A 25,980-nucleotide genomic window follows, 5' to 3' on the forward strand; every position below is an offset into this window, starting at 1 on the left:
AAGATAAAAAGATTGCACCCCGAAGGTTTAGTTTTCGACCTTCGGGGTGCATCTGTTTTTTCAGTCAACGAGCGATAAATCATTTAAAAAATTCCCACCAGTCGAGGGTGAAGAGCTTCGGTCCCTTGCGACCCTTGAAAGTGAAGTAGATGTCGTGCACATCCTTGGGCGAACCGCCCACCGGTGCCGAGAATCTCTTCCAGTTCTCCCATCCGCCTGTAGATGTGACATTGACACGTGCTATGACCTCACCCTCGATGCTGTCGAGGCGCACCTCGATGGTACCGCCGCGCAATGCACTCACTGCGCTCACCTCAAACTCACGCGGAGATGTGTTGCCGAAGTCGACCTCACGCAGCTTGATGTAGTCGCCGTTATGTATATCCGACACATACACGCCTGTAGCGGCATTGGGCTCGGTAGTCACGCCACGCGAGAAGGCCATTGTTTCGGCCTCGACACGACGATAAGGATTCAATCGGCCTACGGGAGCCACACCCTCTTCGGTTGAAGTGATGGTGGGGAAAGTACCGTCGGGATTGTATTTGAACTGCTCGACTGCAGCACTGCGGGCAAATCCGCCGCCTCCGGGCAGTTTGCCGGTGTGATAGAAGAAGTAGGAGTTGCCCTTGAAGTCGGCCACACCGCAATGGTTGGTAAATGAGCCGGTGTCATGCAGCTGCATGATTTCGCCCATATATTTCCACGGGCCCATGGGAGAGTCGCTCATGGAGTAAGATATGTGTTCGGGAACGCCTCCGGCGGCATAGAGCAGGTAGTACTTGTCGCCGCGTTTATAGAACCAGGGGCCTTCGGTGTAGGTGTCCTTGTACTTCTTGCCCTTCACGCGATTCTTGGGCGACGGGGCACCGAAACTATCCTCGGTCTGCTCAAGCACCTTCACTTCGCTCTTAAACGAAATCATGTCATCGTTAAGTTCGGCATAATAGATGTTGGGATTACCCCAATATATGTAGGCGCGTCCGTCATCATCCACAAATACCGTGGGATCTATGTGATCCCAGCTACCGTCATATAACGGTTTTCCGAGCGCATCCTTGAACGGGCCAACGGGGCTGTCGCCGACAGCTACACCTATAGCCATAGTTCCGCTCACCTTGGAGTGCAAGGGCACATAGAAGTAGAATTTTCCGTTACGCTCGACACACTGCGGAGCCCATGCGCGGTCATCGCCCCACGAGAAATCCTCGATGGCGAGCGGCGAACCGTGGTCGGTCCAGTTGACCATGTCGGCAGTGGAATAGACGCGCCACTCCTGCATCCAGAAGAAGTCGGCTCCGGCCTCATCGTGACCGGTGTAGAGATAAAGAGTGTCACTGTACACCATCGGTGCGGGGTCGGTTGTGAAACAGGTCTGTACGACCGGATTTTCAGCAACCGCAACAGCTGCCGTAAGCAGCATGGCAGGCAAAATAATTTTCTCCAGCATATTGATTTTGGTTAATTGGGTTTCAGTTTTCAGGCATAATAAGCCACCGAATCCGGGGATATTACAAATATAGTCAAATTCCTTCAATTAAAACAGCCCGAATCAACAATAATGGCGCAGGGACAAAACAAAATCGGATTGCCTCACGGCAACCCGATATGCTTTAAACCAATCATTATCACATTTCTTGCAATGGAAAAAGTAATTTTGCTATGTACTCTTATAATGCTTAACAACCATTAAAAGTTCGCGGAACGATTGAAATTTTTAACATTACAATCCATAATACAATGAATACCAAGTAGAAAAGCGACAAAAAAAATTTGCATAATCGCGAGCGTCATCCTACTCAAGCACGCCCAACTCTGCCCTGACTTTTTTATGCTAAACACATTCGATTTCATTGTCACATGAAATTTTTTCATTAATTTTACAACTATATAGTTTGTATTATGCCTGAAAGGGTAAATCCAATAAATGACTGTCGCTGAATTGAATATGGAATGAGCAAGAAGTCGATACGCTTTTTTAATGACCGCGAAGTGAGGGCGGTTTGGGATGACGAGAACAACTGCTGGTGGTTTTCGGCTACCGACATTGTGCGCGCCATCAATGACGAGCCTGTCTATACAAAGGCCGGCAACTATTGGCGTTGGCTTAAGCGTAAGCTGAATCGGGAGGGCGTTCAACTCGTGAGTCCCACTCACGGGTTCAAATTTGAGGCTCCTGACGGCAAGCAGCGAAAGGCCGATGTGCTCAACAGCGAAGGCGTTATTCTTCTTGCCAAGCATTATCCCAACAACCGCGCGAGCGCATTTCTCGACTGGTTCACATACAGCGACAACACTATTGACGGGCAAAGCCGCAAAAAGGCATACACCCTGTTTGAAAGCGATCTGCTCAATTCTCTTGAACCGGGCAGCATGAGGTGTCTGCAACAGATTCACGCCTATCTGTTTGGCGGCCTCTATGATTTTGCCGGACAGATAAGGGACAAAAATATATCGAAAGGAGGTTTTACTTTTGCCAACTGCCTTCATTTCCCTACTGTCATCCCGACTATTGAACGCATGCCCGAAACCACAATTGATGAGATAGCCGACAAGTATGTCGAGATGAATGTTGTGCATCCATTCATGGAAGGCAACGGACGCAGCACGCGCATTTGGCTTGACCTGATGCTGAGGCATTCGTTGAAACGCTGCGTTGACTGGAGCCGGATAGATAAAAATGAATATCTCACTGCGATGCGCGAGAGCGTTGTCGACTCATCCCACATCAAAGTGCTGCTGAAAGGGGCATTGACCGACAAAATCAACGACCGCGAAATGTTTATGAAAGGCATCGACTACTCCTATTACTACGAAGAAGAGTAGTCCTCTACCGGTTGCTTCCGGGGGGATAAAACAAAATCGGATTGCCTCACGGCAACCCGATATGCTTTTAAACCAATCATTATCACATTTCTTGCAATGGAAAAAGTAATTTTGCTATGTACTCTTATAATGCTTAACCGGCATTAAAAGTTCACTGAATGATTGATTATTTTTGAAAAATTTTTCACGCGCCGTCAATTCCGTCCGATACGATGCAGTATATCAACAAGTTGCTCACCGAGGCCTATTGTATAGCCTTGCGACAAAAATACTATGCGATTGAACGTGTCGGCGATTATGAATATGGGACGGTCGCCCGTAGGCAACTCCATACCCTCGATTATCTCGCGTGATATGTTGCCGTCGATGTCGTTTCCGAATGTCACGGTCGACGGCAGATTCTTGAAACGGTCGAGCTTCATGCGTGATGCATCGTCACTGTCATTGAACAGCAGCACAATCGAGCCTCCCCATTTCTCCAGTTCGTCACGCATGAGCGATATGTCGTTGAGTGCATGCACTGTCGGCTCGTGATTGGGCGACAAAAGTCCGAGTACATAGTATCCGCGTCCGGTAGTCGACAGAATCGACTTGTCGTCGCCGCTTGCCGAGTCGTGATATATGTTTTCGGAATTGAAACCGCCTATCACCTGCACACCCGAGGCATCCTGTCGCATGACAAGCTTCGGAGTCGCCGTTTTACCCTCCTCAACATTGAAGAAGCAGGTGTAGGCGAGCACGCTTCCGTCGGCCATGCGCTGACCGCTTGTCAACATGTACTGTCCGGCATCGATTTTCGACGGCTTGGCAAACGTGCTGCTCCATGTAGCATCCTCGGGATAGTTAAGCAGCACCGGCACGCCGTTGACGATGCGCGACAACGTGAAGTGGGAATAATATTGTGGATCGGTTATGCGTCCCTGTGGAGTAAAGTCGATCTTGAGTGTCCCCTGCGGAACGACTGCCATGTCAAGGGGCTCGGTAAAGTCAGCGTCAATCCACCGTCCGTCGGGTGCAGCATACTGAGTCTTTTCGGTCACGGGGTCGATTCGCGCCGGCAACCCCATGCTGCGAGACGCGGCCACGAAGAATATGTTGCGCGAACGTGCATCGGTGATGCGTGAGGTCCACACCGATGCGGGAGCCATAGCAAGATTCTGGGGATTCCAGTCACGGTCTATCGCGATGCTGTCGGCACACCATGCCACCCACTCCTGCGGATTGGCACGATAACGCTCACGCTTGTCGGCCGGAATCACGTTGCGGAAAAACGCCTTATAGGGAGTAAGCATCTCATTGGCCACGCGCGGATTCATCACATACTCGTCATATAGCTTACTGTCGACAACCGGAGTCGCAAGGTGGTCACGCAGCACATCAAGCGTTATGTCACGGCGGTCCTTGTCGGAAACCACCTGCAGAAGCCGCAACGCGCGTTCACGGTCGGCAGCGGGAATCTCCGAGAGAAATTGCGTGACAACATCATGGTTGCCCCTCGAATCAACGAGCACTTTGGCCACAGCCTCCGTGTCAAGACCCACCGAGCGGGCAAACTCGGCTCCCCGTTCAGGAGTAAAGAAAGTAGCCATATAGGCTCCGCGCAGCGAATCTTCATACACTTTGCGCATGTCGTTCTCACGAGCCTGTTCAGGCGTCACTTCAGGCAACGCCACAGCCTGCACCGGCGGCACTATGTCAAGTTCGATCGCTTCATCCACGGGCGTGCGGTGGTCGAGCGTCACGACTACCTCACGGTCCTTGCCCACAGTGCATTTCTTGAATCCGAAACTCTCTCCGTCGGTCGCCCACACGAGCAGGTCGCCACGCCCGGTTGTCAGGGTTGACTTGCCTTTTTCATCGGCACGGCGTGAAGCTATGGAGTAAAACTCGGCATAGTTATACAGCTTATAAGCAACGCGTGCCCCTGGTGACTGATTGCCGTCACTATCGACAACGGTCACCATCACCGAATCGACCGGAGCATAGTTGGCCGTGACATTTATCTCAGTGTAGCATGGCGATTGAGCCAACTGCTGTTCAGGGCCGTCATATCGTCCGAATGTCTTTGTATTCATCAACATTCCGCGCGATGCCGGAGCATTGAACCATCCGAGATTCAACACCGCTTCAGGTTCACAAGCTCCGAGGAAATACCATCGTCCGTCAACCCAAGCCTCGACCCAGGCATGATTATCGTCGGTATGAGCCCAACGCGGGGTGTAGACCTGTCGCGCCGGAATGCCTACCGCCCTCAACGCGGCGACAGTGAATGTCGACTCCTCACCGCATCGACCGTAGGCCGACTTAATGCTTGCAAGCGGCGAACTTGTCCTGCTGTCCGACGGCTGATAGGTCACTTTCTCATGACACCAGTGATTCACTTCGAGCACTGCGTCACGCATCGACAGTCCCTTCACCCTGTCGCGCAATTCGTTGTAGAACACCATTCGGCTGCTGTCGAGATTCTCGTTGTTTACCCGCACGGGCAACACAAAGTGACGCCATTCGCGATCGGGAACCGAAGCTCCCCAAGGCATCTCCTTGCGGGCACGAAGCGAGCAATCAACATTCTCAAGATAGAAGTCGCCCGTGTAGTCGGTCAGGTCGGGCAACGGCATGTAAGCGTAGAGAAACTCAAGAGCCTCACGCCTGTCGTCATCGAGCTGACGGTCAAATATCGTGTAATAACCGGGCAGATTCAAAGCCTCCTTTCGCGCCTCAAAATCGCGCTTTACGGTCGACGGCTGAGTCGCTACTGCATTACACGCAGTCAACACGGCCCATAGTAACAGAATTATGTAATGTCGGTTGTTTGATGACATAACTATTTATATGTTTTTGATTTTATTCGTTACACAACATTATCGTTCATCGCCTTGACTATACCCCTCACAACTTCGGCCGAGGTTTCAAGACGACAATATTCATCGCTGCCCGGAGTGCCCATGGCTACTCCGTCGCGGCGGTAGGTCATGACACTGGCAAGGCTCGAACGTGCCGATGCATGCAGTTCACGGCAACCCGTAAGGCGCATGATTTCGGCCGCATTCCCGAGATTGACTCCACCGCCGGGCAACAGCGAGAGCCGGCCTGCCGCACGTATGCGCAAATCGGCAATAAGTCCTGAGCCCGCCAATGCCGACGACGCGCACCCCGAAGTCAACAGCCGGTCGCACCCGAGTGCCATTATGTCGTCCAACGCCTTGAAAGGGTCGCGACACAGGTCAAATGCACGATGAAACGTAACCGACATCCCGGTTGCGGCCTCAACAAGCCTGCGACACACATCCATGTCTATGCCGCCGGTCGGTAGCAACGCACCTGTCACAACTCCGTCGGCACCGCACTCGGCGGCCGCCTTTATGTCGTCGATCATGCACTCCACCTCGGCCCGGTTATAGACAAAGTCGCCGCCTCTCGGTCTTATGAGCACATGCATCCTCAATCCCGGCACCTGACGCACCTGTCGCATCAATCCCCACGACGGAGTTACGCCGCCTTCGCCGAGCGCCGAGCACAACTCCACGCGTCCGGCTCCGCCCTCGGCGGCCGCACACGCTCCCTCGGGAGTGGTCACACACACCTCAAGCATTACCGTCCCGATGTTTGCAGTTCAACTATATGGTCGATGCCGTCGGGCACCTCATCGAGCACAAGCTTGACGCCGCCCGGTGTCTTCACGGTTTTCACGGGCTTCTTGCCGTCGTAGGTAAACGCCTTTTTCACCTTGCAGGTCAATGGAAGCTCTATCTCATTGCTCTTGGCGTTGAGGATATGCACAAAGAGGCGGTCGCCCTTGCGGGTGGTGGTGCCCCACTCCTGTGCCGGGAAGTCACCCGCCTTTGTGCCGTAGAATGTTTCTCCGTAACGGTTCATCCACTCGCCGATACCTTTCAGTCGGTCGAGAGCGGCCGCCGGAAGCTCGCCATTGGGCTGCGGGCCTATGTTGAGGAGCAGGTTGGCACCCATTCCTGCTGCCTTTACAAGATAGTGCACAAGCTCCTTAACCGATTTATAGTCCTGATCCTTTATTTTATATCCCCACATTCCGTTCATGGTCTGACACGTTTCAAGTGGCAGCCTCGACACCTCCTGACCCGACAGTCCTGCGGTGTTCTCGCCCGGAAGGTCACGCTCAAATATCTGAATGTCCTCGCCGGGATAGGGCGACTGATGGTGATTGTTACCGATAAGACACGACGGTTGCAGGCGATGTATCATCGCATACTGTTCGTCGAGCTGCCAGTCAAACGGCACCGTATCCTCGTCATGGTCCCACCATCCGTCAAACCATATTGCGCCAATCTCGCCGTAATTGGTGAGCAGTTCGGTAAGCTGGGCGTTCATGAAATCGTAATATCCCGGCCAATTGACCTTTGTAGAGTCACGTCCTGTGTCGTGACCTGTGCGTCCTTGAGGATAATCCTCACGCGTCCAGTCGATGTGGGAGTAGTAGAAGTGAAGCCTTACGCCCTGACGGTGACACTCGTCGGCAAGCTCCTTCAGCACATCGCGACCAAACGGCGTGGCATCGACAATGTTATAAGGCGACTGCTTTGTGCCCCACATCGAAAATCCGTCGTGATGACGCGATGTTATACATATATATTTGGCACCGGCAGCCTTTATGGCACTCACCCAGGCGGCTGCATCAAAATCGGCCGGATAGAAAGCTCGTGCCGACTTGGCATACTCCTCGGCATTCACTCCGTAGTTGAGATACCACTCTCCCTGTGCAAACATGCTGTAAAGTCCCCAGTGTAGAAATATTCCGAACCGGGCGTCCTCAAATTGAGCCTGTGCTTTCTTTATCTCAGGCGACGGTACATAATCGGCCGCAAAGCCTGAAACGACGGCCGACAGACACATTGCCGCCAAAATTTTTCTCAAGTGTTTCATTGATTATGAATGTTGATTCATGGGTTTTATGGATTTTTCAAGATTTTTTGTCAGAGAACTGATACTTAACCGTAACGCTGTAACGACGCACGATGCGGCGCATGCCATCCATGCCCGAACCGCCTCCGTAGGCAACATTGCTGAACATGGCACCGTCATTATAGCCCGGACTGTTCTCTACTATTTCCACAGGCTTGACAATTACCAGTCCCTCGTTGGCCGCGATAAACTCGGCCTTTTCACGAGCGGCGTCAAGAGCCGATTTCAATCCCTGACGGTTATATCGCCCCATGTCGGAGTTATCGATTTTCGAGATATTGAAACTCGTTATTCCCTTGCGATCGACCCTTCGCGCAATATTGTCAAGCTGGTCCATGTCGGTAACGACCGCCGACAGCCTCTTGGCCATAAGAAACTCACCCGTTGAGTTGCGGTCGCGATAATTTCCCATATCGGAAACATTTATCATCGAATCGGGCACACCCGCTCCTAAAAGAACCTTCATGACACCACGCTCCACAGCTTTGATTCCCACAAGAGTGCTGTCGCCGAGATTATACTCGTCGGGGATGAAGTACTCCTCCATGCCTATTTCAACGGTAATTCTGTCGGGCACGATGTTGATTGTCGCCGAGCCGGTAACCTCAATTATCGACTGTGCGCTTGCCGAAAGACACGACACAACCATCAACGCCGACACGATTGCCGATACAAAACTCTTTGTCATAATATCATCTCGATTGATTGGTTATAGCATAATTCTCAAATTTACACAATTTTTTCATTATGCATCCCAACTAAGCGATTTTTTATCACGACAAAGCACTTGCCGACCTCGATTTACTTCTTTATGCGCAACACGGGAGCGACGCTGCGCTTGGCATCGGCAGGGAGATTTACGGCAAGACCGTCGGTGGTACGGGTGAATTTCACCTTTCCATATCCCAGCAGCTCCACGCTCTTTATTCGCCCTTTATGATACTCCGACCCGTCGGCAAGAGCCTTGATGTGCACTATGTTGTCGTCGGGCCACGCAAGTGCTATAGCATAAAGATGCTTGGGAGTCTGGGTGAAGCGTATCTCCTTGGATGTGGCCACCGTATAGGAACCCTCGTTGAAACCCTGAGCGTTTATGGCAATGTCCGACTCGGCAATAGGGCCTTCGCCGAATATGTGCCACGGCCGGGTCGAGTAGATGCACTCGCTGTTCACGGCCATCCAATCACCTATGCCGTTTATGATCTCCTCCTCCTTCTCGTCAAATGTGCCGTCGGCACGAAGAGGGATGCTCAATAACAGATTACCGTTCTTGCTTACGACATCGACAAGGAGTTTCACCACCGAGGCAGCCGACTTATACCAGTTGTTCTTATAAATATCGGTGTTATAGTGCCATCCGCCTATGCATGAGCATGTCTGCCACGGCTTTTCGGGGATGTTGTTGGGAGCGCCACGCTCAACATCCCACACGAGAGCCTCCTTCTGCGTGTCGTTCAGTATCTTGCCAAACATTACAGCCGAAAAATCTTTGGGATGTGTGGCCGAGTTGTGATTATAGAAATGGGCGGCTATTTTAAGGCCGGCATCGCTTATGGGATAGAACGGCACTCCCGTGACATCGAAATAGAGCAAGTCGGGGTTGTAACGGTTGATTACATCGAGCGTGCGGTTGTAGAAATTGGTGCAATATTCCACAGTAGGCACGGCGACACCGTTGCCCCACGCCCACTGACGGTGAATCATGCCGTCGCTCCATGAGCCATAGCTGTCGGGGTGGTTCTGGGCGTAGAGATTCTGCGGGTCGAGGCCCTCCCACCATTTGCCTTTGCCATCCTCCTTAGTCATGCGTCCGTCGTAGGGCACACCGGCCTTGTCGCCGTTACGGTCATAGCGTCGCGAAGGTTCATACCATGACCAGGCATGGTCGGCATGCAGGCTTACGCCAAATTTCAATCCATGCTTGCGGCAAGCCTCGGCCCACTCGGCGAGCAGGTCACGCTTCGGCCCGATTGCCTTGGAGTTCCACTCCTGATATTGGCTGTCCCAGAGGTCGAAGTTGTCATGATGGTTGCCGAGTGCAAAGAAATACTTGGCACCTATCTTCTTATACAGCCCTACAAGATAGTCGGGATCCCACTTCTCGGCTTTGAAAAGTGGAAGGATGTCCTTGAAGCCTACTTCCGACGGGTGTCCGTAGTTGGCCACATGATGCTTATATTCATTGGAACCCTCTATATACATTGACCGGGCCATCCAGTCGCCCGAACCCTCAACACACTGAGGCCCCCAATGGGCCCATATTCCGAACTTTGCGTCACGGAACCATTCAGGCACTTCATATTGCGACAATGATTCCCACGTAGCGTCATATTTTCCCTTCATCATCGGTTCCTGAGCCTCCGACACCGGAACTTCATAATTCTGACTTAAAACCGCTGCCGGAATGAGCAGCGCTGCAAGAAGACATTTGCGATAATTCATGTTGGTACGGTATTGATTTTCGATTCACGGCAAAATTATACACTATTGCATTTAATTGGAGTTAAAATATCGCGATAATAGTAGGACAAAATCGATATATGTCACACTTTAACCTTTGCCGATAGAAAAATATTCATTTAATTTGCGTCAAGATACAGTATTATGCTATGAGTGCGATAAATGTCAGACCAAACCTGTTGATGCTTAATGTGGGTCACGCCCTGCACAACGCCGACTGGAACTTCAAGGATGTGAGCAGCCCGTTCACACGCCTCTACTATGTGACCGAAGGTAACGCCGAACTGATTCTCCCCAACGGCCGGGTGCGACTGCGTCCCCACCACCTCTATATCATCCCTGCATTCACGCTCCACACCAATGTGTGTACATCGCTGTTCAAGCACTATTACATACACGTGTATGAGGACTCGTCATCGGGAGTGAGCATAATAGAGAATTTCGACTTCCCCACCGAACTTGAAGCCACTCCTATAGAGCTTGAGCTCTTTAAAAGCATCTGTGAGCACAACACATCAATGGTGTTGAAGAATGTCGACCCGCGCATCTACGACAACAAGCACTCCCTCATCGAATGCGTAAGACTAAACCGCGAACGCCCGCTGTTTGACCGCATGGAGTCGATGGGGATAATACTGCAGCTGATGTCACGATTCATGCGTCACGCACGACCTAAATACGAAGCATCGGACAAGCGCATAAAGCTCGCCCTCGAATACCTCAACGAAAACATCACCGAGCCTATATCGATCGAAACACTCGCAAGCGAGGCTTGCCTGTCACGCGACCACTTCATAAAGCTGTTCAAGCAGGAACTCGGATGCACCCCGGGACAGTTCATCATCGACAAGAAGCTGATAAAGGCACAGCTCATGCTCGCCACCGAAAACACCTCGATAAAGGACATTGCCTATTCGCTCGGATATGACGACTACTCCTACTTTTCGCGACTGTTTCGCAAGCACACATCCATGACCCCGCAGAACTACCGCAACAGCTTCAACAACTGACCCCAAAATATCAGCTGACACAAGGGTAACATGAATTTCGCATTTAGCGTTATTATTTGTAATTTTGTGACCTGATGAAGTCAAAGATTATAATATTGGTGATTGCGCTGACCCTGATAGCCTCGGTGGGCATCATGCTCTATCTCGTGAAGATACGCGGAGTTGCCCATGCCGTCAATGTGTCACGCGACGAGTATCCCATTCTCGGAGTAGACCTGTCGTCACATAACGGCGACATCGACTTCAACAGACTGAAGGCCGATTCGGTCGACTTCGTGATGCTGAAAGCCACCGAAGGCACCACATTCAAGGACCCGAAATTCAACCGCAACTACACCGAGGCGCGCAAAGCCGGCATAAGCCACATCGGAGCCTACCACTTCTTCCGTTTCGACACCGACGGCGAGATGCAGGCGATGAACCTCATCAACAGCCTCCAGGGCAAGACCATCGACCTGCCCGTAGCCATTGACCTTGAGGAGTGGACCAATCCCAAGCATCTCGACACCGATGAAGTGGTGACACGCCTGCAGGCAATGATCGACTATCTCGAAATCAACGGCCTCACAATATTGTTTTATACCAATAAGGACGGATACCAGCGATTTGTCCGCGACCGTTTTGACGACTATCCCTTGTGGATATGCTCATTTACCGACCCTCCACTCGGCGACGACAACAACGACTGGGCCCTCTGGCAATACAGCCACTGGGGATGGACCGAAGCCTGCGACACCGAAGTCGACCTCAACACATTCAACGGCGACCGTGAGCAATGGCTTCAATGGGTGAAATCGTCAACATTCTGACTACGACAATCTATAACGAAATCAATAATCCCGCAAAATGGACTACTGCATATTTCCCCCGAAGAGATGCCTGAAGGCATAATCGACCTTCCGCTATCAAAGAGCATCAGCAACCGAGTGCTTATACTGAATGCGCTCACGGGCAACCGTGGCCGAATCGAGCGAACGGCCGAATGTGACGACACCGCCGTGATGCTCACGGCACTGTCGCAGACATCCGATGAAGTCAACATCGGTGCCGCAGGTACCGCCATGAGATTTCTCACCGCCTACTTCGCGATGCAACCCGGACGCACCGTGACGATAACCGGTACGGAGCGAATGTGCAACCGTCCCATAGCGCTGCTTGTCGACGCACTCCGTCAGTGCGGAGCATCGATCGAGTATGTGGACAAGGAAGGTTATCCTCCACTGAAAATCCACGGATGCCGACTGACGGGAGGCGACATAACGCTGCCGGCATCGGTCAGCTCGCAATATGTGTCGGCGTTGCTCATGACAGCACCGCTGATGGAACACGGCCTAAAGCTGACGCTAACCGATGGCATAGTGTCGCTACCCTATATCAAGATGACGCTCGGACTTATGAAGGAATGGGGCGTCGACAGCGACTTTACCGACAATGTGATAACGGTAGAGCCTCAACACTACACACCCGTCGACTTCAAAGTAGAGGCCGACTGGTCGGCAGCATCCTACTGGTATGAAATTGAAGCTCTCTCATCGGGCGACCTCTCGTTGAGAGGATTGTCACGCAACAGCCTGCAGGGCGACAGTCACGTTGCCGACTTCTTTACCGGACTCGGAGTCAACTCGGAGTGGGACGGTGATGTGATGGAACTTATGCCGTCGCCCGACCTCACCCCACGCATCACGCTCGACATGAGCGAGCAGCCCGACCTTGCTCAGACAGTGGTTGTGACCTGCGCGATGCTGGGACTGCCCTTCCACATCACCGGCCTGTCGACATTGAAGATAAAGGAAACCGACCGCCTCACCGCCCTGCGCGACGAGTTGCGCAAGCTGTCGTTTGTCATCGACATAGTCGACGACAACGCCCTCGAATGGGAAGGCGCGAGATGTCCTGTCGACACATCACGCCCTGTTGTCATAGACACCTATCAGGATCATCGCATGGCTATGGCATTCGCCCCGGTGGTCCTATACATTCCCGGACTAATAATACGTAACGCCGATGTAGTGACCAAGTCCTATCCCGAATATTGGGATCACCTGCGCAGCATCGGTTTCACAACCAAGGAGGTCGACGCCGACACCTTGCTCAACAATATATAATCATGGAAGTAAGTCTCATAATAATAGGTGCGCTGGCCATTGTGGGAATAGCTCTCTACCTGCATGACCGATATGCACGCCGCAAGCCCTCGCAGCAGGAGGAAGAGCCGGAGCCTCAGCCTCAGGAACAAGAAGAGTGCTGTGGAATGCACATCACCTGCGAGCGCGATTCGCTCCTTGCATCGGTGAGCGAAACAATCGAGTACTACGATGACGAGGAGCTCGACGCTTTCAAGGGACGCGACCCCGAGTCCTACACCGACGATGAAATCGAGCAGTTTCGCGATGTGCTTCTCACGTTGCTCCCTCAGGACATAGCCGGCTGGGGCCGAAGCATCCAGCTGCGCGGCATCGAACTGCCGCCAGCCGTGCGCGAAGAGCTGCTCATGATAGTGGCCGAAGCCCGTCACGATGCTGTGAATCCCAACTAATCCCCACGATTACCGTCATGGACTATCTACAATACGCCTTCTTCAGAAACGCAGTCATAGGCATACTCATCATCTCGGTCGCAGCCGCCATGATAGGCACCTACATCATCACGCGACGCATGGTGTCGATAACCGGCGGCATAACCCACGCCTGCTTCGGCGGACTCGGATTGGGATATTACCTCGGCATAAGCCCCGTGTTTATGGCTGCGGTATTTGCCGTCACATCGTCGATGGGTGTCGAGTGGATTGCGTCACGCTACAGAATACGCGAGGACTCGGCAATTGCCGTTATATGGTCGCTCGGCATGGCATTGGGTATCCTGTTTGTCTTTCTCACTCCGGGATATGTCCCCGAACTTAACGGATTCCTGTTTGGCAACATCCTCACGATAGGTACATCCGACCTATGGGCTTTCGCAGCCTACACGGTGGTGCTCGTGACATTCTTCGCACTCTTCCGCCGCACCATAATCGCCTGTGCTTTCGACAGCGACTTCGCTCAGGTGTCGGGCCTGCCGGTGCGTTTCATCAATTACGCCATGACGGTGCTTGTGGCCGTGTGTATCGTTCTCACAATAAGGCTTGTAGGCATTATGCTGTTGCTCTCGATGGTGACAGTGCCGGTGCTTATAGCCGAAACGTGGTCACGACGCTTCATAAGCATAATGCTCGCGGCGATAGTAATCTCCATCGTCAGCAGCCTCGGAGGACTGTTGGTGGCTACAATCATCGATGTTCCATGCTCGGCAATCATCGTGCTACTGCAGGTTGCTCTCTATTTTGTGGCACGAATCGGTAAAGACATTTCGCTTAAACGCCCCATACGCTGACCTCTCTCCAGCCGATGACCCGCAGCCGCCTTTACATACTCGTCATAGCCGTGACAGCAACAATGCTGTTATCGGGATGCTCAACCCGAAAAAACACTGCGGCAAGCCGCAACTATCAGGCATTCATAACGCGCTATAACGTATATTACAACGGCGACGAGCACTATAAGTCGACACTGGAGGCAATGGAGCGTGACTATGCCGACGACTATTCACGCCTGCTGCCCCTGCATCCGGCCGATGCACGGCGCGACCCCATGTCACCCCAACCGTCGGGCGACTTCACCCGTTCAATCGAAAAAGCACAGAAAGCAATAGAGCTACGCTCGATAAAGCGACGCCCGGCGCGAAAACCGGGACGCTCTAACGACCCGGCCTACCGTGAGTGGCTGAAACGCGAGGAGTACAACCCTTTTCTTCACAATGCGTGGATGATGCTCGGACGCAGCCAATATGCATCGGGCGACTTCACCGGAGCGGCCGCGACATTCCGTTACATTGCGCGTCACTTTTCATGGCTGCCCGAAACTGTGACCGAAGCCAAGCTGTGGCAAGCCCGCTGTTACAGTGTGCTCGGCTGGGAATTTGAGGCCGAAAGCCTGCTGCAGGGCATCACGGCCGATGACCTCAAGTCACGGCAACTTGAAGAGTTATATGACATAGCCTGTGCGACCCGCTTCCTCGCATCAGGCAATACGGAGAAAGCCATTCCTTACATCGAGAAGGCTGTCAGCAAGGCATCGCGATGGCAGAAACCCCGCCTGTACTATCTGCTCGGGCAACTATATTCACGAGCCGGGGATAGATCGGCCGCATATAACGCATTCGGGAAATCGACCTCATCGGCAACAACCAACCGAGCACGCATCAACGCCCGTGTGCGACAAAGCGAGGTGTATACCTCCGATGACATAACGCGCGAAGTAAAGGCACTGAAGCGCATGACACGCTTTGACAGCAACAGCGACTATCGGGGCCTTCTATATTACGCCATCGGCAATCTCTACAAGTCGCGAGGCGACACAGCGCAGGCCGTAACCAACTACATGCTTTCGCAGGAATCACAACCCGAGGGGAATACCGACAAAGGCCTCACCCTGCTGTCGCTCGGTGACATATATTTCAAGCGCAAGGAGTATGTCAAGGCACAACCATGCTACGCCGAAGCGGTGGCACTGCTACCGACTGCATATCCTGGATATGACTCAATAAGCCGACGAAGCGACATCCTTGACCGACTCGCCGTCTACATCAACAACATAAATCACAACGACTCCACACTCAATCTCGCCGACAAACCCGAGGAGGAACGCACAGCTATAATCAAGGCATATATATCACAGCTCAAAAAGCGTGACAAGGAGCAGGCCGAAAAGGCTCGCCGAGAGGAGTATTTCGCCAATCAACAAAATGGTGACGCCACTGCATCGTCAACCGACGGAGCGGCTGCACCGACATCATTCTCACTTAACAACGATGACTCGTGGTACTTCTACAATAACGCAATACGTAACGCGGGACGCACCGAATTTCAACGCCGTTGGGGAGCTCGCCGACTTGAGGATGACTGGCGACGACGCGACAAGAGTTCGTCGACATTAGGCGTGACCTCAACCGACGAAACCGACTACAACGATGACGATGTAACGCAAAGCGATGACGAGCGAAACGTGACATCGGAAAATCCCTACGATGTGGAGTACTACATGAAGCAGTTGCCGCTGACAGCCGAAGCCCGGCGCAGGGCCAACTACATAATTCAGGACGGGCTCTACAACGCTGCGCTGATTCTGAAGGACGATCTGCATGACTACCCTTCGGCTGCCCGTTACTGGGAACGCCTGTTGTCACGCTATCCCGACACACCCTACTGCATCGATGTATATTATAATATGTACATGATGTATCGTCGAAACGGCGACATGACGCAAGCCGAGCGTTATCGCTCACTGTTGCTCGACCGCTTCCCCGAGTCACGTTATGCCACAGCGTTACGTAACCCCGACGGACTTGAACGGATGCGTGACATGGCCCGCCACGAAGAAGAACTTTACGACAAGGCCTACTCGGCCTATATCGGGAATCGAAATGAGGAAGTGCATGAAGCATTGCGCACGATGAAACGTGACTACCCGCTAAGCGACCTGATGCCCAAATTTATGTTTATCGACGCGTTAAGCTATGTCACGGAAAATGACGCCGACCGATTCAAGAACACGTTGAAAGAAATTGTCGACAGCTATCCCGATGCCGATGTGACGCCTGTAGCCTCGGCCTATCTTGCCGGGCTCAATCAGGGCCGTCACATACTCAGCGGAGCGGAGAATCCACGCGGCATTGTGTGGCGACAGGCACTCACCGTCGACTCAATCGCCGGGTCGGCCGACACGCCCGCTGAATTTGAGCTTAATCCCGACACACCGCAACTGTTTATACTCGCATACCCTGTCGACGAAGTAGAAGCCAACCAACTGCTTTACAATGTGGCACGACACAACTTCAGCTCCTTTGTCATAAAGGATTTTGACCTTGAATGTCTAAATTTCGGCAACATCGGGTTGCTGATTGTAAAAGGATTTGCTAACTTTGACGAACTTGTACACTATCGCAAAGTACTTGACGACGACACCTCGTTCATAATGCCGTCCAAAGTGACGCCGGTCATGATCAGTGTCGACGACTTCAACACTTTGCTGCGTGACGGACGGTCGATTGACGACTATTTCAAATATGTCAACGAGCGTGCAGCCGACGAGCCGGTCACCGTCCCCGTGCCTGACAATGAAGAAAACGACAATGAGCAATAATCGCTACAAGATATTATGGGCCGACGATGAAATAGACTTGCTGAAGCCCCATATCCTCTTCCTTAACGGAAAAGGATATGATGTCACGACCGCCAACAACGGTCGCGACGCGCTCGACCTCATTGCCGAAGGCGGTTACGATCTGGTAATACTCGACGAGCACATGCCCGGATTGTCGGGACTTGAAACGCTCGCCATGATAAAGCAGACATCGCCGCTCACCCCCGTCATCATGATTACAAAGAGCGAAGAGGAGAACATCATGAATCAGGCCATAGGAAGCAAGATAGCCGATTACCTGATAAAGCCGGTAAACCCCAACCAGATACTGCTGTCGCTAAAAAAAGCACTGCACTCCGACGAGCTTGTAAGCCGTCAGGCCACGAGCGACTACCGCAAGGAGTTTGGACGGCTGTCGCTCATGATTAATGAGTGCCGTTCAATCAATGACTGGTATGCCCTCTACGACCGCATAGTGTACTGGGAGATGGAACTGTCATCGGCCGACACCGACATGAACTCCCTGCTTCTGATGCAGAAGGATGAAGCCAATGCCGCCTTCAGCAAGTTTCTGCACAAGAACTACGGCTCATGGATGGAGGGAAAAGATCGTCCGCTGATGAGCAACGATGTTTTCAAGCATCACATACTTCCGCACCTCGATTCAGGCGAGAAGGTGATGATGCTCGTCATCGACAATCTGCGCCTCGACCAATGGCGTGCGATAAAGCCGCTGTTGGGCGACATGTTCTCGTTTGAAGAGTCGCTCTACACTTCAATCCTGCCCACGGCAACGCAATATGCACGTAACGCACTCTTCTCGGGACTGATGCCTCGCGACATAGCGTCACTGTTTCCCGACCTGTGGATGGACGAGGATGCCGCCGAGAGCAAAAACATTAACGAAGCGCCGCTCATTGCCACACAGCTTCAGCGATTTCGCCGCGATGTGCGATTTTCCTATCACAAAATCAACGACTCGGTTGCCGCCGAACGGCTTGTAAAGGATTTCGCCAATCTTGAGGCCAACCGACTGAATGTAGTAGTGTGCAACTTCATCGACATAATGTCGCACGCACGCACCGACTCACGGATGATGCGCGAACTTGCATCAAGCGATGCCGCCTACCGGTCGCTGACCGAGTCGTGGCTGCGTCACTCTCCTGTGCTCGACCTGCTGCGCAAGGCAGGTGCCCGAGGCCACCGCATAGTCATCACCACCGACCACGGTTCAATAAAGGTGAACAATGCGGTCAAAGTGGTGGGTGACCGAAACACCAACACCAACCTGCGTTACAAGGTGGGAAAGAATCTCGACTACAATCCGCGTCAGGTATATGAAATAAAACATCCCGAGCGTTACGGACTTCCGTCACCCAACGTTTCATCGACCTACATATTCGCATCGGGACGCGACTTCTTCGCCTACCCCAACAACTACAACCACTACGTGCAGTACTACGACAACACATTCCAGCACGGAGGCATATCGCTTGAAGAGATGCTCGTGCCGATTGTGACACTTACCCCGAAATCAAACGACAAAAAATAATAACAACACCCATGACTACGAAAATATTGATTCCTTCGATTGCCGACCTCGACAAGGCGGCTCACGAATTCATCGAACTGATGGACGATGCCACCGTATTTGCATTCTACGGAGAGATGGGAGCCGGTAAGACGACATTCATCAACGCCCTGTCGCGCGCACTCGGTGTCGAGGACGACCCCACGAGCAGCCCTTCGTTTGCAATAATCAACGAATACCGCTCCGACACCACAGCCGAGCTGATATATCACTTCGACCTCTATCGTCTTGAAAACCTTGAAGAAGCCTTTGATATAGGCGTCGAGGATTATCTCGACTCGGGTGCATTGTGCTTCATCGAATGGCCCGAACGCATCGCCGACATACTGCCCGACGACACGGTGCGAGTAGACATCCGCGAACTTCCCGACGGAAGCCGCGAACTCACCGTAACATCACCCGAACAGTAGCATCATGTCGCTCGTAACAGGCACATTGGTGCTGATAGGCATATTCACGCTGTGTGGACTATTTTCAATCCTGGCCGGAATGGCCGGCTGGGATTGGTTTTTCACCAGCGTCAACTCACGAATGCTCACCGGACGCATGTCGCGTAAATGGGCCAGGATATTCTACATCGTACTTGGCTTGGCGATATTGACTATGGCGACATATCTCTACATGACACTACCTGCAAAATGAAACACAACATCCTGCATCTCGATTCAGTGACATCGACCAATTCATGGCTCGCTGTCGAAGGGCGTGACATTCCTCATGCCACAGTAGTGACTACACGTGAGCAGACGGCGGGACGAGGGCAACGAGGCAACAGCTGGGAGTCGCAACCCGGAGCCAACCTTACATTCTCCATGCTGCTGCGACCTGAATCGATTGCGGCCCACAGCCAGTTCACCATATCGGAAGCAGTAGCGCTCGGCATCGCCGACGCGTTACGCCATTACCTCCCTGCCGACCGCGTGAAGATAAAGTGGTCCAACGACATATATGTCGACAACCGCAAGATATGCGGGATATTAATTGAAAACAGCATAACCGGCGACCGCATAGGGCGAAGCATCGCCGGAATAGGCATCAACGTAAATCAGGAGGAGTTTCACAGTGACGCTCCCAATCCAGTGTCGATGCGCAACATCACCGGCATCGAATATAATCTCGACGAGGTGCTCAACCTTGTAATCGACTCAATTCTCTCACGACTTGACGAGGGAATCGCCGATCCGGCATCGCTACACCGGGCCTATATCGAGTCGCTGTGGGGCAAAGAGGGCCGCACCTATCGCGACACCGCCACCGGCGAGATATTCTCGGCCATAATTGAAGATGTAGCCCCCATAGGTCACATCCACCTCCGCGACACCTCCGGCCGCCTCCGCATCCAAGCCTTCAAAGAAATCGCCGTCATCCTCTGATCACAGCGGAGGATGGACTGTGTATTTGTGGGAGCATCTTATTTCGCATTCTCGCTAATTATTAGTAATTTTGCTGCCTAAATCATAGAGTGAAGTGAGTGTTATCGACATAACAATACTAATAGTAGCGGGAGCTGCATTGGTTTACGGTCTTATCAAAGGCATTATCAACCAGTTGGCATCCCTGGGCGGGTTCGTTTTGGGACTTATCGCCTGCCGCATATTCGGCGACAACATGGCCGAGATAATGACCGGGATTCTCCCCGGGACATTCCACTCCCAGCAAGCCGCCTCCATTGTGGGAAATATCGTGCTTTTCCTCCTTGTCTACTTTACCGTGGCGCTTATAGCCTCGATGGCCCACAAGCTCACCCACGCAATAATGATAGGTTGGCTCGACCACCTGCTCGGAGGCATATTCTCGGTGTTCAAGTGGCTGCTCATAATGAGCATAGTGCTGAACCTGTGGCACATCATAACTCCCGACAGCCCGATATTCCACTCGTCCACGCTGATGGACGGAGAACTGTTTCCGGCACTGATGAATTTTGCGCCTAAGATGCTCAGCGCACTCGCCGGACAGGTATCGGCCACCATTGACAATGTAAGTTAACGCGGCAACAATCCATCTATGTGATTGTTAAATCTCTATATCCCCTTTTGCAACAAAATGACTAAAGATAACCAAAACAATACTGCTGCCGGCCACGATGACATAATAGGCGATGTCACCAACGGCGAATACAAGTACGGATTTGTAAGCGACATCGACACCGATGTGATTCCTCGCGGACTCAACGAGGATGTAATCCGTCTTATATCGAAAAAGAAAGGCGAACCCGAGTGGTTGCTTGAATTCCGACTGAAGGCCTACCGTCACTGGCTGACGCTGAAGATGCCTACATGGGCTCATCTCGACATTCCTGAAATCGACTATCAGGCCATAAGCTATTACGCCGCGCCCAAAAAGAAAGAGGGGCCCAAGAGCCTTGATGAAGTGGATCCCGAGCTGCTTGAAACGTTCAACAAGCTCGGCATACCCCTTGAGGAACAGAAGGCATTGTCGGGAATGGCCGTAGACGCGGTTATGGACTCGGTGTCGGTTAAGACCACCCACCGTGAGAAGCTCGCCGAGATGGGAGTGATATTCTGCTCATTCTCGGAAGCTGTGAAGGACTATCCCGACCTTGTGAAACGCTACCTCGGCACAGTGGTAAGCTACCGCGACAACTTCTTTGCCGCACTTAATTCGGCGGTATTCTCCGACGGCTCATTCGTCTACATTCCCAAAGGTGTACGCTGCCCCATGGAACTATCGACCTATTTCCGCATCAACGCTTCGGGCACCGGACAATTTGAGCGCACATTGATTGTGGCCGACGACGATGCCTACGTAAGCTATCTTGAAGGATGCACCGCGCCGATGCGTGACGAGAATCAGCTTCACGCCGCAATCGTGGAGATAATAGTCGAAGACCGCGCCGAGGTTAAATACTCGACCGTACAGAACTGGTATGCCGGCGACAAGCAGGGCAACGGAGGTGTCTACAACTTCGTAACCAAGCGCGGACTATGCCGCGGCGACTACTCCAAGCTGTCGTGGACACAGGTTGAAACCGGTTCGGCCATAACATGGAAATATCCCGGATGCGTGCTCGCAGGCGAAGGTTCGGTGGGCGAGTTCTACTCGGTTGCCGTGACCAACAACTATCAGCAGGCCGACACAGGCACAAAGATGATTCACCTCGGACGCAACACCCGCTCGACAATCGTCAGCAAGGGTATATCGGCCGGCCACAGCCAGAACTCCTACCGCGGACTGGTAAAGGTGGCACCCAAAGCCGACGGATGCCGCAACTACACGCAGTGCGACAGCCTTCTGCTCAGCTCACACTGCGGAGCCCACACATTCCCCTACATCGATGTGCTCAACGACACCGCCGTAGTGGAGCATGAGGCTACGACATCAAAAATCAGCGAAGACCAGATATTCTACTGCAACCAGCGAGGCATCCCCACCGAGGAGGCAATAGGACTTATCGTCAACGGATATGCCAAGGAGGTTATGAACAAGCTCCCGATGGAATTTGCCGTCGAGGCTCAGAAACTTCTCCAAATTACTCTCGAAGGCTCGGTAGGCTAACATTAACAATAACGCTAAAAACACATCCACCTATGGACAACAAAATATTACTCGACATCCACGACTTGCACGCCTCGATCGACGGCAAGGAAATCCTCAAAGGAATAAATCTCACCGTGCGTGAGGGCGAAGTTCACGCGATAATGGGTCCCAACGGCTCAGGAAAGTCAACACTTTCGATGGTTCTCGCCGGAGCACCCGGATACTCGGTAACCGAAGGCACCGTCGACTTCCACGGCAAGGAACTTCTCGAGCTGTCGCCCGAGGACCGCAGCCACGAAGGGCTCTTCCTGTCGTTCCAATACCCGGTGGAGATTCCGGGAGTGTCGATGGTCAACTTCATGCGTGCGGCCGTAAACGAGAAGCGCAAATACTTCAACGAGGCCCCGCTGTCGGCAAGCGACTTCCTGAAGCTCATGCGCCAGAAACGCGCAATCGTGGAGCTCGACAACAAGCTTGCGTCACGCTCGGTCAACGAAGGATTCTCGGGAGGCGAAAAGAAGCGTAACGAGATATTCCAGATGGCCGTGCTCGAGCCGCGCCTGTCGATTCTCGACGAAACCGACTCGGGTCTTGACATCGACGCACTGCGCATCGTGGCCGGCGGCGTCAACAAGCTGAAGACCGACCGTAACGCAACCATCGTCATCACCCACTACCAGCGACTGCTCGACTACATAAAGCCCGACTTCGTACACGTGCTCTACAAGGGCCGCATCGTGCGCACCGGAGGTCCCGAACTTGCGCTCGAGCTTGAAGAGAAGGGCTACGACTGGATTAAGCAAGGCGAAAACATTCAAGATTAAACCATGGGCAGCATTAAACAATACACCGATATTTTCAGGCAGAACCGCGAAGCGATCGACCGCAACTCGGCCGAGGTGCTGAACAGTCGCCGACAAGCCGCGCTTGAGGCTCTCGACGACCGCGAACTGCCCGACCGTCGCGATGAGGGCTTTGAGAAGACCTCCATCGACGAGATGTTTGCCCCCGACTTCGGGCTCAACATCAACCGTGTCAACATCCCCGTCGATGTAGCATCGTCGTTCCGCTGCGATGTCCCCAACATGAGCACCGCGATAGCCTTTGTGCTGAATGACTCGTTTCACCCGTCATCGGCCCTCGCGTCGAAGCTGCCCGAAGGGGTGATATTCGACTCACTGCGCAAAGCCGCCGTCGAGCATCCCGAGCTTGTGGCAAGCCACTACGGCACACTCGCTCCGCTCGACCGCCCCGGAGTTGCGCTCAACACCCTGCTCGTGCAGGACGGCGTGTTCATCTACGTGCCTCGCGGCGTGAAGCTTTCCAAGCCGCTCCAGCTCGTAAACATATTCAGCTCCCCCGCATCGCTCATGGCCGTGCGCCGCGTGTTAATCGTCATGGACGACGACAGCGAGGCTCAGCTGCTCGTGTGTGACCACACCCAGGATTGCGACAACAATTACCTCTCGTCGCAGATAATCGAGGTGGTGATGGGACGCGGAGCGCGATTCGACCTCTACGACATGGAGGAGTCGTCGGCCAGAACCGCACGTTACTCACAGCTCTTCGCCCGTCAGGAAGCCGGATCGTCGCTGCTCGTCAACGGCATAACGCTCACAGGCGGCATGACGCGCAACGACTACAACATCGATGTCATGGGCGAACACAGCGAAACCCTGCTCGCCGGAATGGCCATAGGCACCGGGCACCAGCACACCGACAACAATTCAAGCGTCAACCACTTGGCCGAACGCTGTCACAGCCGTCAGCTGTTCAAGTATGTCCTCGACGAAGAGTCGACCGGAGCTTTCGAGGGCGGGATAACGGTAAATCCCTCAGCACGATTCATCGAGGCCTATCAGAGCAACAAGAACCTGCTGGCTTCGACCTCGGCGCGCATGCACACCAAGCCGCAGCTGCTCATCTACTGCGACGACGTGAAGTGCAGCCACGGCGCGACCACCGGACAGCTCGACGCCGAAGCACTGTTCTACATGCGCTCGCGCGGCATCTCGGAAAAGGAGGCCCGCACCATGCTCATGCAGGCGTTCATGGCCGATGTCATCGACACCGTGCGCATGGACGGACTTCGCGACCGCCTGCGTCACCTCGTCGACAAGCGTTTCCACGGACAACGGTCGTTCTGCGGCAGTTGCGCAGCGTCATGTCACGAATCCAACAATGCAAAACCCTCAGCTCATGAACCAGCTTGATGTAGCCGCTCTGCGCCGTGACTTCCCGGTGCTCGACCGCACCATCTACGGCAAGCCGCTGATATATCTCGACAACACCGCCACATCGCAGACTCCCTCGTGTGTGGTCGACACCATACGCGACATCTATTTCCACACCAAGGCCAATGTGCACCGAGGCGTGCACACAATGTCGCAGGAGATGACCGCCATGCAGGAGGCCACTCGCGAGCGTGTGCGCCAGATGCTCAACGCCGAGTCGACATCGGAGATCATCTTCACGCGAGGCACCACCGAGGCCATCAACCTTGTGGCCTCGTCGATGGGCGATTCGTTTGTCGACGGCGACGAGGTGATTGTCACCGTCATGGAACATCACGCCAACATAGTGCCCTGGCAATTGCTGTCGCGCAACAAGCGCGTGACGCTGCGCGTTGTGCCCATGGACGAGCGCGGCGTGCTCGACCTCGAAGCCTACCGCTCGCTCTTCAACAGCCACACCCGCATGGTGGCCGTAACCCACGTGAGCAACGTGCTCGGCACCGTCAATCCAGTGAAGGAGATGATTGCCGAAGCCCATCGCCACGACGTGCCGGTGCTCGTAGACGGAGCGCAGGCCGTAGCCCACATGGCTGTAGATGTGCGTGACCTTGACTGCGACTTCTATGTCTTCTCGTCCCACAAGATGTACGGCCCCACAGGCGTGGGTGTGCTTTACGGCAAGCGCAGTCTGCTTGAGATGATGCCTCCCTATCAGGGCGGGGGCGAGATGATAGCCAACGTGACATTCGAGCACACGACATTTGCCGAACTCCCGTTCAAGTTCGAGGCCGGAACTCCCGACTTCGTGGGAATAGCGGCACTGCACACCGCCATCGACTACATGCAGGGTATAGGCATCGACGCTATCGCCGCCCATGAGCATGACCTGCTCCAATACACCACCGAACGCATGGCCGACATTCCGGGGATGCGAATATTCGGCACGGCACCCGGCAAGAGTGCGGTTATATCGTTTCTTATCGGCGACGCCCATCACTACGACACCGGCCTGCTGCTCGACAAGTTAGGAATAGCCGTGCGCACGGGCCATCATTGCGCTCAGCCGCTCATGCACGCACTCGGCATCGAGGGCACTGTGAGAGCATCGTTTGCCCTCTACAACACCCGCGAGGAGGCCGACACATTCATTGCGGCACTGAAGCGCGTTGCTGCCATGCTTCAATAAGAGCCGGTTTGACAATAAAAATCGTCAAAAATCTTAAAATATAACCCGAGGCTATTGCATA

22 protein-coding genes are annotated in these 25,980 nt (G+C 53.3%); 16 read left to right on the forward strand and 6 right to left on the reverse strand.

Annotated features, from left to right (window positions below; all coding sequences use genetic code 11):
• Positions 1–79 precede the first annotated feature (79 nt).
• Positions 80–1,450 carry a glycoside hydrolase family 43 protein gene (locus tag E7746_RS11425; protein WP_136410874.1) on the reverse strand — a complete coding sequence of 457 codons (1,371 nt, stop codon included), beginning with the start codon at positions 1,448–1,450 and terminating at the stop codon, positions 80–82.
• 503 nt (positions 1,451–1,953) lie between these two features.
• On the opposite strand from E7746_RS11425, the gene fic reads away from it, so the two are divergent.
• Positions 1,954–2,826, forward strand: a complete 873-nt coding sequence (fic, locus tag E7746_RS11430) for a protein adenylyltransferase Fic (RefSeq protein ID WP_136410875.1) — start codon at positions 1,954–1,956, stop codon at positions 2,824–2,826.
• A 194-nt stretch (positions 2,827–3,020) separates the two neighbouring features.
• On the opposite strand, the gene E7746_RS11435 is transcribed toward fic, so the two are convergent.
• From E7746_RS11435 to E7746_RS11455, 5 genes are all read right to left on the reverse strand, one after another.
• On the reverse strand, positions 3,021–5,648 hold the full coding sequence (locus E7746_RS11435; RefSeq protein ID WP_136410876.1) for a transglutaminase-like domain-containing protein: 2,628 nt from the start codon (positions 5,646–5,648) through the stop codon (positions 3,021–3,023).
• Between the two features lie 29 nt (positions 5,649–5,677).
• Complete coding sequence (locus E7746_RS11440; RefSeq protein WP_136410877.1) at positions 5,678–6,418, reverse strand: copper homeostasis protein CutC; 741 nt, start codon at positions 6,416–6,418, stop codon at positions 5,678–5,680.
• Complete coding sequence (locus E7746_RS11445) at positions 6,418–7,725, reverse strand: alpha-L-fucosidase (protein WP_136410878.1); 1,308 nt, start codon at positions 7,723–7,725, stop codon at positions 6,418–6,420. The genes E7746_RS11440 and E7746_RS11445 overlap by 1 nt, the downstream gene beginning before the upstream one ends.
• 37 nt (positions 7,726–7,762) lie before the next feature.
• Positions 7,763–8,452: an SIMPL domain-containing protein gene (locus E7746_RS11450; protein ID WP_136410879.1), complete on the reverse strand. Its 690-nt coding sequence runs from the start codon at positions 8,450–8,452 to the stop codon at positions 7,763–7,765.
• 113 nt (positions 8,453–8,565) lie between these two features.
• Positions 8,566–10,206 carry an alpha-L-fucosidase gene (locus tag E7746_RS11455; RefSeq protein ID WP_136410880.1) on the reverse strand — a complete coding sequence of 547 codons (1,641 nt, stop codon included), beginning with the start codon at positions 10,204–10,206 and terminating at the stop codon, positions 8,566–8,568.
• A 167-nt stretch (positions 10,207–10,373) separates the two neighbouring features.
• On the opposite strand from E7746_RS11455, the gene E7746_RS11460 reads away from it, so the two are divergent.
• The 15 genes from E7746_RS11460 (at position 10,374) to E7746_RS11530 (ending at position 25,919) form a co-directional block, all read left to right on the forward strand.
• Positions 10,374–11,234 carry an AraC family transcriptional regulator gene (locus E7746_RS11460; protein WP_136410881.1) on the forward strand — a complete coding sequence of 287 codons (861 nt, stop codon included), beginning with the start codon at positions 10,374–10,376 and terminating at the stop codon, positions 11,232–11,234.
• 74 nt (positions 11,235–11,308) lie between these two features.
• Positions 11,309–12,043: a glycoside hydrolase family 25 protein gene (locus E7746_RS11465; protein WP_136410882.1), complete on the forward strand. Its 735-nt coding sequence runs from the start codon at positions 11,309–11,311 to the stop codon at positions 12,041–12,043.
• Between the two features lie 66 nt (positions 12,044–12,109).
• A complete protein-coding gene (locus E7746_RS11470) occupies positions 12,110–13,339 on the forward strand; it encodes a 3-phosphoshikimate 1-carboxyvinyltransferase (RefSeq protein ID WP_136410883.1) in 1,230 nt (409 codons plus the stop codon).
• Positions 13,340–13,341: 2 nt separating this feature from the next.
• Positions 13,342–13,770, forward strand: a complete 429-nt coding sequence (locus E7746_RS11475) for a phospholipase (protein ID WP_136410884.1) — start codon at positions 13,342–13,344, stop codon at positions 13,768–13,770.
• 17 nt (positions 13,771–13,787) lie between these two features.
• Positions 13,788–14,603: a metal ABC transporter permease gene (locus E7746_RS11480; RefSeq protein WP_136410885.1), complete on the forward strand. Its 816-nt coding sequence runs from the start codon at positions 13,788–13,790 to the stop codon at positions 14,601–14,603.
• Between the two features lie 14 nt (positions 14,604–14,617).
• The gene (gene porW, locus E7746_RS11485; protein ID WP_136410886.1) at positions 14,618–17,410 is read left to right on the forward strand and encodes a type IX secretion system periplasmic lipoprotein PorW/SprE; all 2,793 of its coding nucleotides are present in this window, start codon (positions 14,618–14,620) and stop codon (positions 17,408–17,410) included.
• A complete protein-coding gene (porX, locus tag E7746_RS11490; protein WP_136410887.1) occupies positions 17,400–18,962 on the forward strand; it encodes a T9SS response regulator signal transducer PorX in 1,563 nt (520 codons plus the stop codon). Before porW ends, porX begins: the two co-directional genes overlap by 11 nt.
• A gap of 11 nt (positions 18,963–18,973) precedes the next feature.
• On the forward strand, positions 18,974–19,411 hold the full coding sequence (gene tsaE, locus E7746_RS11495) for a tRNA (adenosine(37)-N6)-threonylcarbamoyltransferase complex ATPase subunit type 1 TsaE (RefSeq protein WP_136410888.1): 438 nt from the start codon (positions 18,974–18,976) through the stop codon (positions 19,409–19,411).
• A 4-nt stretch (positions 19,412–19,415) separates the two neighbouring features.
• Entirely contained in the window at positions 19,416–19,643 is a 228-nt protein-coding gene (locus tag E7746_RS11500) for an immunity 17 family protein (protein WP_136410889.1), read from the forward strand.
• The gene (locus tag E7746_RS11505) at positions 19,640–20,374 is read left to right on the forward strand and encodes a biotin--[acetyl-CoA-carboxylase] ligase (RefSeq protein ID WP_136410890.1); all 735 of its coding nucleotides are present in this window, start codon (positions 19,640–19,642) and stop codon (positions 20,372–20,374) included. Before E7746_RS11500 ends, E7746_RS11505 begins: the two co-directional genes overlap by 4 nt.
• 94 nt (positions 20,375–20,468) lie before the next feature.
• Positions 20,469–20,987: a CvpA family protein gene (locus tag E7746_RS11510; protein ID WP_136410891.1), complete on the forward strand. Its 519-nt coding sequence runs from the start codon at positions 20,469–20,471 to the stop codon at positions 20,985–20,987.
• Positions 20,988–21,044: 57 nt separating this feature from the next.
• Positions 21,045–22,517: a Fe-S cluster assembly protein SufB gene (gene sufB, locus E7746_RS11515; protein ID WP_123395508.1), complete on the forward strand. Its 1,473-nt coding sequence runs from the start codon at positions 21,045–21,047 to the stop codon at positions 22,515–22,517.
• 32 nt (positions 22,518–22,549) lie between these two features.
• Positions 22,550–23,323, forward strand: coding sequence for a Fe-S cluster assembly ATPase SufC (gene sufC / locus E7746_RS11520; protein ID WP_136410892.1), 774 nt, complete (start codon positions 22,550–22,552; stop codon positions 23,321–23,323).
• A 3-nt stretch (positions 23,324–23,326) separates the two neighbouring features.
• Positions 23,327–24,712, forward strand: coding sequence for a Fe-S cluster assembly protein SufD (gene sufD, locus E7746_RS11525; RefSeq protein WP_136410893.1), 1,386 nt, complete (start codon positions 23,327–23,329; stop codon positions 24,710–24,712).
• Positions 24,681–25,919 (forward strand): aminotransferase class V-fold PLP-dependent enzyme, encoded by a 1,239-nt coding sequence (locus tag E7746_RS11530; RefSeq protein ID WP_238337179.1) that lies wholly within the window; start codon positions 24,681–24,683, stop codon positions 25,917–25,919. The genes sufD and E7746_RS11530 overlap by 32 nt, the downstream gene beginning before the upstream one ends.
• The last annotated feature ends 61 nt before the right edge of the window (positions 25,920–25,980 follow it).

It is taken from the genome of Muribaculum gordoncarteri (genome assembly GCF_004803695.1).
Classification (GTDB): domain Bacteria; phylum Bacteroidota; class Bacteroidia; order Bacteroidales; family Muribaculaceae; genus Muribaculum; species Muribaculum gordoncarteri.

What these genes read in the sequence shown, in the direction of transcription:
- E7746_RS11425 (WP_136410874.1), bottom strand. Translation starts at nt 1,450, where the DNA reads ATGCTGGAGAAAATTATTTTGCCTGCCATGCTGCTTACGGCAGCTGTT.
- fic (WP_136410875.1), top strand. Translation starts at nt 1,954, where the DNA reads ATGAGCAAGAAGTCGATACGCTTTTTTAATGACCGCGAAGTGAGGGCG.
- E7746_RS11435 (WP_136410876.1), bottom strand. Translation starts at nt 5,648, where the DNA reads ATGTCATCAAACAACCGACATTACATAATTCTGTTACTATGGGCCGTG.
- E7746_RS11440 (WP_136410877.1), bottom strand. Translation starts at nt 6,418, where the DNA reads ATGCTTGAGGTGTGTGTGACCACTCCCGAGGGAGCGTGTGCGGCCGCC.
- E7746_RS11445 (WP_136410878.1), bottom strand. Translation starts at nt 7,725, where the DNA reads ATGAAACACTTGAGAAAAATTTTGGCGGCAATGTGTCTGTCGGCCGTC.
- E7746_RS11450 (WP_136410879.1), bottom strand. Translation starts at nt 8,452, where the DNA reads ATGACAAAGAGTTTTGTATCGGCAATCGTGTCGGCGTTGATGGTTGTG.
- E7746_RS11455 (WP_136410880.1), bottom strand. Translation starts at nt 10,206, where the DNA reads ATGAATTATCGCAAATGTCTTCTTGCAGCGCTGCTCATTCCGGCAGCG.
- E7746_RS11460 (WP_136410881.1), top strand. Translation starts at nt 10,374, where the DNA reads ATGAGTGCGATAAATGTCAGACCAAACCTGTTGATGCTTAATGTGGGT.
- E7746_RS11465 (WP_136410882.1), top strand. Translation starts at nt 11,309, where the DNA reads ATGAAGTCAAAGATTATAATATTGGTGATTGCGCTGACCCTGATAGCC.
- E7746_RS11470 (WP_136410883.1), top strand. Translation starts at nt 12,110, where the DNA reads ATGCCTGAAGGCATAATCGACCTTCCGCTATCAAAGAGCATCAGCAAC.
- E7746_RS11475 (WP_136410884.1), top strand. Translation starts at nt 13,342, where the DNA reads ATGGAAGTAAGTCTCATAATAATAGGTGCGCTGGCCATTGTGGGAATA.
- E7746_RS11480 (WP_136410885.1), top strand. Translation starts at nt 13,788, where the DNA reads ATGGACTATCTACAATACGCCTTCTTCAGAAACGCAGTCATAGGCATA.
- porW (WP_136410886.1), top strand. Translation starts at nt 14,618, where the DNA reads ATGACCCGCAGCCGCCTTTACATACTCGTCATAGCCGTGACAGCAACA.
- porX (WP_136410887.1), top strand. Translation starts at nt 17,400, where the DNA reads ATGAGCAATAATCGCTACAAGATATTATGGGCCGACGATGAAATAGAC.
- tsaE (WP_136410888.1), top strand. Translation starts at nt 18,974, where the DNA reads ATGACTACGAAAATATTGATTCCTTCGATTGCCGACCTCGACAAGGCG.
- E7746_RS11500 (WP_136410889.1), top strand. Translation starts at nt 19,416, where the DNA reads ATGTCGCTCGTAACAGGCACATTGGTGCTGATAGGCATATTCACGCTG.
- E7746_RS11505 (WP_136410890.1), top strand. Translation starts at nt 19,640, where the DNA reads ATGAAACACAACATCCTGCATCTCGATTCAGTGACATCGACCAATTCA.
- sufB (WP_123395508.1), top strand. Translation starts at nt 21,045, where the DNA reads ATGACTAAAGATAACCAAAACAATACTGCTGCCGGCCACGATGACATA.
- sufC (WP_136410892.1), top strand. Translation starts at nt 22,550, where the DNA reads ATGGACAACAAAATATTACTCGACATCCACGACTTGCACGCCTCGATC.
- sufD (WP_136410893.1), top strand. Translation starts at nt 23,327, where the DNA reads ATGGGCAGCATTAAACAATACACCGATATTTTCAGGCAGAACCGCGAA.
- E7746_RS11530 (WP_238337179.1), top strand. Translation starts at nt 24,681, where the DNA reads ATGCAAAACCCTCAGCTCATGAACCAGCTTGATGTAGCCGCTCTGCGC.